At 39.6% G+C, this 10,355-nt stretch carries 12 protein-coding genes; all 12 read right to left on the bottom strand.

Annotated features, from left to right (window positions below):
* Positions 1–63 precede the first annotated feature (63 nt).
* The 12 genes from ftsX to upp all read right to left on the bottom strand — a co-directional run bounded on the left by ftsX (position 64) and on the right by upp (position 10,261).
* Positions 64–990: a permease-like cell division protein FtsX gene (gene ftsX, locus NMM26_RS09410; protein ID WP_000625545.1), complete on the bottom strand. Its 927-nt coding sequence runs from the start codon at positions 988–990 to the stop codon at positions 64–66.
* Entirely contained in the window at positions 983–1,675 is a 693-nt protein-coding gene (ftsE, locus tag NMM26_RS09405; RefSeq protein WP_000022204.1) for a cell division ATP-binding protein FtsE, read from the bottom strand. The genes ftsX and ftsE overlap by 8 nt, the downstream gene beginning before the upstream one ends.
* A 17-nt stretch (positions 1,676–1,692) precedes the next feature.
* A protein-coding gene (prfB, locus tag NMM26_RS09400) for a peptide chain release factor 2 (RefSeq protein ID WP_125386088.1) occupies positions 1,693–2,788 on the bottom strand; the annotation gives its coding sequence in 2 pieces (ribosomal slippage) (positions 1,693–2,715 and positions 2,717–2,788; 1,095 coding nt in all).
* 108 nt (positions 2,789–2,896) lie between these two features.
* A complete protein-coding gene (locus NMM26_RS09395) occupies positions 2,897–3,553 on the bottom strand; it encodes a CBS domain-containing protein (protein ID WP_000268666.1) in 657 nt (218 codons plus the stop codon).
* Between the two features lie 302 nt (positions 3,554–3,855).
* Complete coding sequence (locus NMM26_RS09390) at positions 3,856–4,566, bottom strand: ABC transporter ATP-binding protein (protein ID WP_254754325.1); 711 nt, start codon at positions 4,564–4,566, stop codon at positions 3,856–3,858.
* The gene (locus NMM26_RS09385; protein WP_001185995.1) at positions 4,566–5,330 is read right to left on the bottom strand and encodes an ABC transporter ATP-binding protein; all 765 of its coding nucleotides are present in this window, start codon (positions 5,328–5,330) and stop codon (positions 4,566–4,568) included. The genes NMM26_RS09390 and NMM26_RS09385 overlap by 1 nt, the downstream gene beginning before the upstream one ends.
* Positions 5,330–6,286 (bottom strand): branched-chain amino acid ABC transporter permease, encoded by a 957-nt coding sequence (locus tag NMM26_RS09380; protein WP_000662290.1) that lies wholly within the window; start codon positions 6,284–6,286, stop codon positions 5,330–5,332. Before NMM26_RS09380 ends, NMM26_RS09385 begins: the two co-directional genes overlap by 1 nt.
* 3 nt (positions 6,287–6,289) lie before the next feature.
* Positions 6,290–7,159, bottom strand: coding sequence for a branched-chain amino acid ABC transporter permease (locus NMM26_RS09375; RefSeq protein ID WP_033677574.1), 870 nt, complete (start codon positions 7,157–7,159; stop codon positions 6,290–6,292).
* A 116-nt stretch (positions 7,160–7,275) separates the two neighbouring features.
* Positions 7,276–8,436, bottom strand: a complete 1,161-nt coding sequence (locus tag NMM26_RS09370) for an ABC transporter substrate-binding protein (protein ID WP_000726121.1) — start codon at positions 8,434–8,436, stop codon at positions 7,276–7,278.
* 66 nt (positions 8,437–8,502) lie between these two features.
* Complete coding sequence (locus tag NMM26_RS09365; RefSeq protein WP_000462118.1) at positions 8,503–8,790, bottom strand: YlbG family protein; 288 nt, start codon at positions 8,788–8,790, stop codon at positions 8,503–8,505.
* A gap of 78 nt (positions 8,791–8,868) precedes the next feature.
* Positions 8,869–9,459, bottom strand: coding sequence for an ATP-dependent Clp protease proteolytic subunit ClpP (gene clpP / locus NMM26_RS09360; protein ID WP_000613475.1), 591 nt, complete (start codon positions 9,457–9,459; stop codon positions 8,869–8,871).
* A 172-nt stretch (positions 9,460–9,631) separates the two neighbouring features.
* Complete coding sequence (gene upp, locus NMM26_RS09355; protein WP_000515974.1) at positions 9,632–10,261, bottom strand: uracil phosphoribosyltransferase; 630 nt, start codon at positions 10,259–10,261, stop codon at positions 9,632–9,634.
* Positions 10,262–10,355: the final 94 nt, after the last annotated feature.

The following is a 10,355-nucleotide window of genomic DNA, read 5'->3' as shown; positions in this document are numbered from 1 at the left end:
TTTTTTCTAAAATTTTTGTAGTAAAAAAGGAGATATCAAAATCTCCTCAAATATACTTCTATTTTAGATTTTCAGGAATCGGCGCATAGAAATTCCTGATCCGATTGAACCGATAAAAATTCCAATCACAAATAATAAGGCAATCATCAATGGACTGAATACCTCTGGTGATATCATTGAAAGGTTCTGGCCAACCAATGACTTATTAACCGATTGGTAAACCATTTTATAGACAATAAATACCAGAACTGACGGAAGAGTTGCTCCAAGCAAACCAATGAAGGCACCTTCAAGCAAGAAAGGTCCACGGATATAGCCGTTCTTAGCACCTACTAAACGCATGATTTGAATTTCACGGCTTCGTGAAATAATGGTGATACGAATCGTATTAGAAATCAAGAACACCGCAATGAAAATCAATAATCCCGCGATAACTAGTCCCCAGACACGAATAAATGAGGCTAACTTAAACAAGCGTTCTGTATTAGCACCACCATCTTGAACTTCTGATACACCTTCAATTTTCTTAGCCTCTTCTGCTACTGTCTTTACATCGCTTGGCGTGTTGGTATCAACAATATATGCATCATAGAGTGGATTGGCATCCCCTTCAAAGATTTTCCAGTTGTCCCCCATTGTTTCGGTCAACTTTTCATATTGTTCTTCTTTACTTGAAAAGGTAACACTTTTAACAGTTGACATACCTTTCAAAGCATCGTATACCTTATGGTAGTCATTATTTGTAACGGTTTGACCTTCTTTTTCAATGGTCTCACTATTGTCAGCTACGTCCTTACGAATATATACCATTACTCGGACATTGTTTTCAATATCTGTAGCGAGTTTAGCCGTATTAAAGATAACAGATGCAAATATTGCAACTAAAGTCAAAGTAATCATAACCGAACTGACAGCTGCTACTGTCATCCAGCCATTTCGTTTCAAACTTTTTAATGATTCAAATAAATGACGAAAAAATCTACTAATCATCGTATCCATATTCTCCTTTAGCTTCGTCACGAACGACACGGCCATTTTCAATGGCAATGACACGGTGGCGCAAGGTATTTACAATCTGACTGTTGTGGGTCGCCATCAAGACAGTTGTACCTTGGAGATTGATGCGTTCCAACAAATTCATAATTTCCCATGAATTATCTGGGTCCAAGTTTCCTGTTGGTTCGTCCGCAATCAATACTTTTGGATTATTTACAATAGCACGCGCTATCGCAATACGCTGTTGTTCTCCCCCCGAAAGTTCATTTGGGAAAGAACGAACCTTATGCTTCAATCCAACCAAGTCTAAAACTTCCATAACACGTTTTTTGATATTACGGCGACTTTCTCCGATTACCTCCATTGCATAGGCAATATTTTCGTAAACGGTTTTCTTTGGTAACAGTTTATAATCTTGGAAGACAACCCCAACACTACGACGGAGTAGAGGGACGTCTTTCTTCTTGATTTTAACCAAATCAAAACCAGCAACAGATAAACTTCCTTTTTCGATTTTTACTTCGCGATACAAAGAACGAATAAAGGTTGATTTTCCGGCTCCTGAAGGACCTACGATATAGGCAAATTCTCCTGGTTCAATAGTGACAGAGACACCTCGCAGGGCGGTCGTTCCGTTATCATACTTTTTGACAACATCTCGCATTGCAATGATTGACATGTGAGTTCCTTTCTATCTTAACTGATTCGCCACTTGAGATAGGCATCGATAAAACCATCTAGGTCTCCATCCATAACCTTATCTACTTGTGCAACTTCAAAGCTAGTTCGGTGATCTTTTACCATTGTATAAGGCGTGAAGACATAAGAACGAATTTGGCTTCCCCATGTGATTTCCTTTTTCTCACCCTTGAGGGAATCGACTTCCGCAGCTTTCTTTTCTTGCTCCATTTGATAGAGCTTAGCCTGTAACATCTTCATAGCTCGATCTCTATTTCCATATTGGGTACGATCGACCGTTGACTGGACGACAGTTCCCGTAGGAATGTGTGTCAAACGCACACCTGTGGAAACCTTGTTGACGTTTTGTCCACCAGCACCACCTGAACGGAAAGTATCCATCTTGATATCATCTTCACGGATTTCTACTTCAATAGTATCATCCAATTCTGGCATCACTTCTACAGATGTGAAAGAGGTGTGGCGACGTTTAGCAGAGTCAAATGGTGAAATTCGTACCAAACGGTGTACACCCATTTCTGACTTGAGAAGACCATAGGCATTAGGTCCTTCAAATGATAAAGTTACCGACTTAATACCAGCCTCATCACCTGCTTGATAATCCAAAACTTCTACTTTGAAGCCTTTAGCATTACCATAACGAGTGTACATACGAAGCAACATATCACCCCAGTCTTGAGCCTCTGTACCACCAGATCCTGGATGGATTTCCAAAATGGCATTATTATGGTCATAAGGTTCTGACAAGAGAAGCGTCATCTCATAGCTGGTCATCATCTTATCGAGTTCTGATAACTGTGCAACCAATTCTTCATGCACCGACTCATCTTCAGCTAAAAAGTCTAATAAAATTTCAACTTCATCCTGCAACTCTTCCATTTTGTGGAAGGTGTTGTAGGTGTTTTTTAATTCATTTAATTCTTGCGACGTTTTTTGGGCCGCGATATTATCGTTCCAAAAATCAGGTTCTGTCATCTTGTTTTCCAAGATGGCAATCTCTTCCTCTAAACCTTCGAGGTCAAAGAGACCCCCTGAAAGAAGCTAATTTTTCACGATTTGCGTCAATTTTCTGACGAATTTCTGAAATGTCCATAAATACTCCTTTTTTGTATTATTTTATTATACCATAATCTATCATTTCTTTCCATCTTTTGCTCTAATCCCTTATTGCACGTAAAAAGAAGCCTTTCGGCTTCCCTTCTTACAAGACTTTTGCTGAAGTACGAGTGATTTCTTCTACTTGAATATTCTCTGATTCAAATTTTTCTTTCAAGGCTGGTAAATCGATTGATCCATCGATTTGAACTTCGATAATAACCTTACCATCTTTACGCGGAATATTGACTGTATGGGAGATATTCAAATTTTCTTCTACAATCAAAGAAACAATCTTTCCGAGAACACCGACTTCATCTTCTGTAACAAAGCGCACCCGAATCCCTTCTTCACCATAACCAGCAATTTCAAGAAAGGCTTGGAAAACGTCACGGTCCGTAATAACCCCATAGACTTGATGGTTATCTACTACAGGAAGAATACCAATCTTGTTTTTCAACATCAGATAAGTTGCATCCTCTAGACTCGCATAGCCTGAAACAGTAACAACATCGCGAATCATGACATCTTTTACTTTTGTCTTATTCAGAAGATAGTTCATCTCATAGATAGAAAGACTGGTTGCTTTTGATGGACTAGCTTGGGCAATGGTTCCCTCAGTCACCAAACCAACCAATTGATCATTTTCGATAACAGGCAAGCGGTGCAATCCTTGCTCTCTCATCAAATCTGCTGCATGAGATACTGTTGTATCTGGACTAATATACACTACCTTGCGGGTCATAAAATCTTTAACTGCCATGAGACTTCTCCTTTTCTATTCTTATCCCTATTATACAATCTTTTTGCAAATCTATCAAACGCTTACATTTCTTTTTCAAAATTCAGAAAAGTATGAATAAGCTAGCAAAAAGAGCTCTGAAATCGAGCTCTGTGAATGAAGGATAGGTACGCTTCATTCGATTTTTCAATTATTAGAAATTCATCTTTCAGTGTAGATGTAGATTTGTTTGCAATCTAAATATGCCAACTAAAATAATCCACTGGAAAAGATAATTGCTTCGCAATCTCTATTCACCGACTAAAAAGGTCCCCCAGACCTTTTTAGCCACCTAGATATGCTTTTCTGACTTCTTCTGATGAGGCGAGTTCTTTTCCTGTTCCGGATAGGACGATTTTTCCTGTTTCCAGTACATAGCCTCGGTCAGAGATTGCGAGTGCTTTATTAGCGTTTTGTTCAATCAAGAGGACAGTTGTTCCTTGTTTCTGGATATCTTGAATGATATTAAAAATCTCTTGGATAAAGATTGGGGCAAGACCCATTGATGGTTCATCTAAAAGAAGAAGTTTTGGAGTTGACATAAGAGCGCGTCCCATGGCAAGCATTTGTTGTTCCCCTCCTGAAAGAGTGGCTGCATCTTGGTTCTTTCGTTCTTCAAGACGTGGGAAGCGTGAGAAAACTTTCTTCAAGTTAGCTTGATTTTCTTCACGATTTTTCTTTAAGAAAGCCCCCATTTCAAGATTTTCCATCACAGTCAAGCCAGGGAAGACATGGCGTCCTTCTGGAACTTGTGAAAGTCCACCAGCTACGATTTTCTGAGCTGGCATTTTTTGGATTTCTTGACCTAAAAATTCAATTTTTCCTGAACTCGGTCTAACCAAACCAGACAAGGTACGGAGAATGGTTGTTTTACCAGCACCATTGGCACCGATAAGGGAAACAACCTCTCCTTCATTAACTTCAAAGCTTACATCACGGACTGCTTGGATCATACCGTAATGCACAGAAAGATTTTCAACTTTTAACATAGACATTAGGCTTCACCTCCTAGATAAGCTTCGATAACGCGTTTATTGGTCTTAATTTCGTCTGGAGTTCCTTGAGCAATTAAACGACCATATTCAAGTACGTAGATGCGTTCTGTTACTTCCATGACCAGATTCATATCGTGTTCAATCAACATGATTGTAATTTTGAATTCATCTTTGATACGACGAATTAACTCAGTCAATTCCGCTGTTTCCTGTGGGTTCATACCTGCTGCTGGTTCATCTAAAAAGAGAATTTTAGGTTCCGTAGCAAGGGCACGAACAATTTCCAAACGACGTTGTTGTCCGTAGGCGAGGTTTTTAGCAAGAGTCTCTGCATCACCATCTAAATCAAAGATTTTCAATAATTCCAAAGCTTTAGCTTTTAATTCTTTTTCACTCTTGTAAAAAGCTGGTAAGCGTAAGAAACTAGCAAAAACATGTTGTTTGTGATGGTTGCCAAAAGCAATTAAAACATTGTCCAAAACTGTTAAATCTTTAAAGAGACGGATATTTTGGAAAGTACGTCCAAGTCCCAAAGAGGCAATCTTATAAGGTGCCTTTCCATTTAAAAGGTGACCATCTAAGGTAACTGTTCCCTCACTTGGTTCATAAACACCGGTCAAAAGGTTGAAAAGGGTGGTTTTACCAGCTCCGTTTGGACCGATTAGTCCAACCAATTCCCCTTCGTTTAATTCAAGAGTCACATCTCCAACAGCTGTTAGACCGCCAAAATGTTTGGTTAACTGTTTTACTTCAAGTAATGCCATTAGTTTTGTTCCTCCTTCTTAGATTTTTTAAAGAAACGTGATAGGCTCAATTCCCATGTTCCAAGGAGTCCACCTGGTCTGAAAATCATTACCAATACCAAGGCCAAAGCGTAGATAATCATACGCACGCTAGCAACATCTTGGAGAAGCATATTCAAAATTCCAAGAACAATAGCTGAAACAATCGCACCTGTAATTGAACCAAGTCCACCAAATACAACAATGATCAATACGTTGATTGAGTTGATGAAAGTGTAATCTTTCGGTACAACTGAACCGATAAATCCTGCCTGAAGTGACCCTGCAATACTTGCAGTAATAGCACCAAAGACAAAGGCGATGATTTTAATTTTAGTCGTATTAACCCCAACTGACTCAGCAGCAATCTCGTCCTCACGAACAGAGAGGGTTGAACGACCAATTGGGCTACGCAAGAAGTTCAAGGTTGCAATGGTTGTAATCACGACAAAGAAGTAAACCATTTGCCAAGTTGTAAAGTTAGGAATTCCCAAGATACCTGCCGCACCATTTGTAAGACTTCCACCATTGATGATAAAGATACGGATAATTTCAGATACACCGAGAGTCGCTACCGCAAGATAGTCCCCCTTCAAGCGCAAGGTTGGAATTCCGACAAGTAAAGCAACAGCTCCTGAAAGCAAAGCACCTACAAGCATAGCTCCAAAGAAGGCACCATAGGTTGGTGATTTAGAACCAATAATAGCAGCGGCATAGGCACCAATCGCCATGAAACCAGCATGCCCAAGTGAAAATTGTCCTGAAAAACCAACGATTAGGTTAAGACCAACAGCCAAAATAATATTAATTCCAATTTGTTGTAAAATCTGTACATAGAATAGATTGAGTACTCCAACTGAAACCAGTACACTAATCAAACCATAGCCAGCTAACAAAAGGAGTAACCATAGAATATTAACTTTTAAATTTTCTTTCATCGTTTACACCTTCTCTTTCACATTCTTACCAAGGATACCAGCTGGGCGGACAATCAAGATCAACAACAAGATTCCATAAACAATGGCATCACGGAAGTCTGACATCCCAAAGGCTGTCGCAAAGGTTTCCAATAGACCAATCACAAAACCACCAAGAGCCGCACCAGGAATAATTCCGATACCACCAAGTACTGCGGCAACGAAAGATTTAAGACCTGGAGTAACCCCCATCAAAGGCTCAAGAGAGTTATAATAAAGGGCAATCAGAACACCAGCCGCACCCGCAAGGGCAGAACCCAAAGCAAAGGTAAAGCTGATAGTACGGTTTACATTGATCCCCATCAATTGTGCTGCATCGCTATCTACGGATACTGCACGCATGGCTTTCCCCATCTTAGTCTTTTGGACAATGACTTGTAACAAAATCATCAAAATCAAGGAAATGGCCAAAATCATTAACTGCACATTTGTTAGGCTAATTGGTCCCAAATCATAGCGAACTGTTTGAATCGCTTGAGGGAAGGCACGGGTATTGGCACCAACCAGATAGACCATTCCATACTCAAGTAGGAAGGAAACCCCAATAGCTGTGATCAAAACAGCAATACGAGTAGAGTGGCGCAAAGGTCGATAAGCAAGAAACTCAATCACGACACCAAGGACAGCTGTAGCTAGCATCGCTACGATAAGCGCTACAAAGAAATTCATTTGGAAAGAATTAATCAAGAAATAACCAATAAAGGCTCCCATCATATAAATATCACCGTGGGCGAAGTTGATGAGCTTGATAATTCCGTAAACCATGGTATATCCTAGGGCTAATAGCGCATAAACACTACCTAGAATCAAACCATTTACTAGTTGTTGGAGCATAAGATTCACTCTTTCTATTTATAATTTTGAGGGTTTCCCCTCACTTTTTGATAGGTTCTTAAACACCGAAACAGGGAGTGAGTCAGAGGCTCATTCCCTATTTCAACATTTTTCTATTATGGTTTTACAACTTCTGCTGCTTCAACCTTACCATTGTTCATGGTCATCATGTAAGCAGTTTTGACTGTGTTGTGGTCTGCATCGAAGCTTGTTTGACCAGTTACACCTTCAAAATCTTTTGTTTTAGCAAGGTTATCCTTGATTTCACCTGAGTTTTTAGCACCTTTTGCTGCGTTTGCTACAAGGTGAACTGAGTCATAAGCCAAGGCTGCAAATGTTGAAGGCTCTTCGTTGTACTTAGCACGGTAAGCATCAAGGAAAGCTTTTGCTTTAGCTGAAACTTCTACAGTAGTTGAGAAGCCTGAGATAAAGTAGATGTTTGATGCTTTTTCAGCAGTTGCTTGTTGTACAAACTCTTCACCGTTGAATCCATCACCACCAACGATTGGTTTATCAATTCCCATACCACGCGCTTGGTTTACAATTTTACCAGCTTCAGTGTAGTAACCAGGGACGATGATAGCATCAAAGTCTTTCCCTTTCATTTTTGTAAGGGCTGCTTGAAAGTCTGTGTCACCTGCTACGAAAGTTTCATCTGCAACGATTTCACCTTTGTAAGCTTCACGGAAGGCTTTAGCAATACCTTTAGCATAGTCGCTGGCATTGTCAGTGTAAAGAACAACTTTCTTAGCGTTTAATTTTTCAGTAACATAGTTTGAGATAATTTTTCCTTGGAAGCTATCTTGGAATGTTCCGATAAAGAGGTAATCTTGACCTTTAGTCAATCCATCTTGAGTCGCACTTGGCGAAATCAATGGAACACCTGCTTTTGTAGCGTTAGCTACAGCAGCTGCAGTTGCACCAGATGTCGCAGGTCCTACGATTGCTGATACCTTAGATTGGGTTACTAGGTTAGTTGTTACTGAAGCCGCCTCAGCAGTTTCAGATTTATTATCTTTATCAACTACTTCGATTTGTTTTCCGTCGATACCACCTGCTGCATTGATTTCATCAACGGCAAGTTGGGCACCTTTTTGTTCAGATGTTCCGTAGGCAGCTACGGCACCAGTTTCTTCGAAGTTAAATCCAATTTTGATTGTCTTTTCCTCTACTGAGTTACCAGCAGCGTTTGACGCTCCAGACTTCACTTCTCCACAGGCTGCAAGAAGTGCTACACTTGCAAGCGCCACAAACGATAGGGCAAATTTTTTCTTCATCTTTTTTTGTCTCCTTATTCTTAAATAAATAGCATGTTAAGAATATACCGAATTATCAGAAAATTGTCAACACTTTTCTTGAACTTTTTCGATGATAACGTTTTCCTCTCGATGAAGATTGCCCACAAAGGGTGTTTCCAGCTCTTGGATATGACAAACCCTGACTTTTTTTATAAACTTTTCCTTGCCCAAGCGCCCGACCAATTGCTCCATTTCTTGAGTTGGAACATAGAGTTGTAAGTAACGATGTTTCTTGGAATGATAGGTAATATCTCCATAATCCTGCAATTTTTTGGCATCACGATTATAGTAAAGATAGATAATCAAGCCAGATCGATTGACTTTTTCAAACATGATAAATCCTCTTTCTAAGAAATCTCTCCCTATTATACCAAAAAAAGCAAACCCAGTCGAGTTTGCCTTCTTTGATCATTAATTCAATGAATTGTTGGCCATGATTTCATCAATAAAGCCATATTCAAGTGTTTCTTGGGCACTCATCCAGTTATCGCGTTCTGCATCTGCGTGAACTTTTTCGATTGACTGACCTGAATTTTCAGCCAAGATTTTTTCCAAGGTATTACGAGTTTTAAGCAAGTGTTCTGCAGCGATCGCCATATCGGTTTGCTGAGTACCTCCACCTGTACCACCCATTGGTTGGTGGATCATATACTCTGCATTTGGAAGCATGAAACGTTTGCCTTTTGCTCCACTTGATGCAATGACCGTCCCCATAGATGCTGCCATTCCCATAACAATGGTTTGGACATCTGCCTTGATAAAGTTCATGGTATCAACGATTGCCAAACCAGCTGAAACGGAACCACCAGGTGTATTGACATAAAGGTAAATATCCTTTGTACTATCTTGGGCATCCAAGAAAAGCAACTGGGCAATAACAGAGTTGGCCATATTGTCTTCAACTGGGCCTGTCAGCATAATGATGCGGTCTTTAAGAAGACGTGAGTAAATATCGTAGGAACGTTCTCCACGGCTTGTTTGTTCAATAACTACAGGAATCATTTATTTCTCCTTTTGAGTTTTAATTTTATTGGTCAAATGACTGAAGATAAGACTATTATAATATCTTGGTCAAAAAAGGTCAAATTTTTGCTCTGTTTTCATTAGACAGAAACAAAAATTCAACCTCCTTTCGTGACTGGAAATCCTTTTCCAAGTCAATCTCTTTTTTATTTTATTTTGTACCGAACAAGCGGTCCCCAGCATCTCCAAGACCTGGAACGATATAACCGTGTTCGTTCAAGCGTTCATCCAAGGCTGCTGTAAAGATTTCTACATCTGGATGAGCTTCTTGAAGGGCTTTAACACCTTCTGGAGCAGATACAAGGCAGACAAATTTGATATTTGATGCGCCACGTTTTTTAAGAGAATCAACAGCCAAGATTGCTGAGCCACCTGTTGCCAACATTGGGTCTACCACAAAAATTTGACGTTGGTCAATATCTTCAGGCAATTTCACCAAGTACTCAACTGGTTGAAGCGTTTCTTCATCACGGTACATACCGATGTGGCCAACTTTAGCAGCTGGAACCAAGCTCAAAAGTCCATCAACCATCCCGATACCTGCACGCAAGATTGGAACGATAGCCAATTTCTTACCAGCCAATTGTTTTTGAACTGTTTTTGTGATTGGTGTTTCGATTTCCACATCTTCTAGTGGAAGATCACGAAGTACTTCATATCCCATCAACATTGCAATCTCATCTACTAGCTCACGGAAAGCTTTTGTAGAAGTATCTGTACGACGTAAGATTGACAATTTGTGTTGAATCAGTGGATGATTAATAACTTCAATTTTTCCCATTTTTGGAATTCCTTCTTTCAATTTATTCTTCTTATTATACCAAAAAACGGTTTAAAAATCTTTCTAAACCATTTATTTTTGATATTTTTTACAT

Origin of the sequence: Streptococcus sp. CF7_Ac1-8, from assembly GCF_024295435.1 — a bacterium.
In the GTDB taxonomy this organism is placed as follows: domain Bacteria; phylum Bacillota; class Bacilli; order Lactobacillales; family Streptococcaceae; genus Streptococcus; species Streptococcus mitis_AP.
Note: the sequence above shows the minus strand (reverse complement) of the source record. Positions and strands in the feature narration are given on the sequence as shown.

Coding starts and splice junctions, on each gene's coding strand:
- ftsX (WP_000625545.1), bottom strand. CDS start 990: ATGATTAGTAGATTTTTTCGTCATTTATTTGAATCATTAAAAAGTTTG.
- ftsE (WP_000022204.1), bottom strand. CDS start 1,675: ATGTCAATCATTGCAATGCGAGATGTTGTCAAAAAGTATGATAACGGA.
- NMM26_RS09395 (WP_000268666.1), bottom strand. CDS start 3,553: ATGGCAGTTAAAGATTTTATGACCCGCAAGGTAGTGTATATTAGTCCA.
- NMM26_RS09390 (WP_254754325.1), bottom strand. CDS start 4,566: ATGTCTATGTTAAAAGTTGAAAATCTTTCTGTGCATTACGGTATGATC.
- NMM26_RS09385 (WP_001185995.1), bottom strand. CDS start 5,330: ATGGCATTACTTGAAGTAAAACAGTTAACCAAACATTTTGGCGGTCTA.
- NMM26_RS09380 (WP_000662290.1), bottom strand. CDS start 6,286: ATGAAAGAAAATTTAAAAGTTAATATTCTATGGTTACTCCTTTTGTTA.
- NMM26_RS09375 (WP_033677574.1), bottom strand. CDS start 7,159: ATGCTCCAACAACTAGTAAATGGTTTGATTCTAGGTAGTGTTTATGCG.
- NMM26_RS09370 (WP_000726121.1), bottom strand. CDS start 8,436: ATGAAGAAAAAATTTGCCCTATCGTTTGTGGCGCTTGCAAGTGTAGCA.
- NMM26_RS09365 (WP_000462118.1), bottom strand. CDS start 8,790: ATGTTTGAAAAAGTCAATCGATCTGGCTTGATTATCTATCTTTACTAT.
- clpP (WP_000613475.1), bottom strand. CDS start 9,459: ATGATTCCTGTAGTTATTGAACAAACAAGCCGTGGAGAACGTTCCTAC.
- upp (WP_000515974.1), bottom strand. CDS start 10,261: ATGGGAAAAATTGAAGTTATTAATCATCCACTGATTCAACACAAATTG.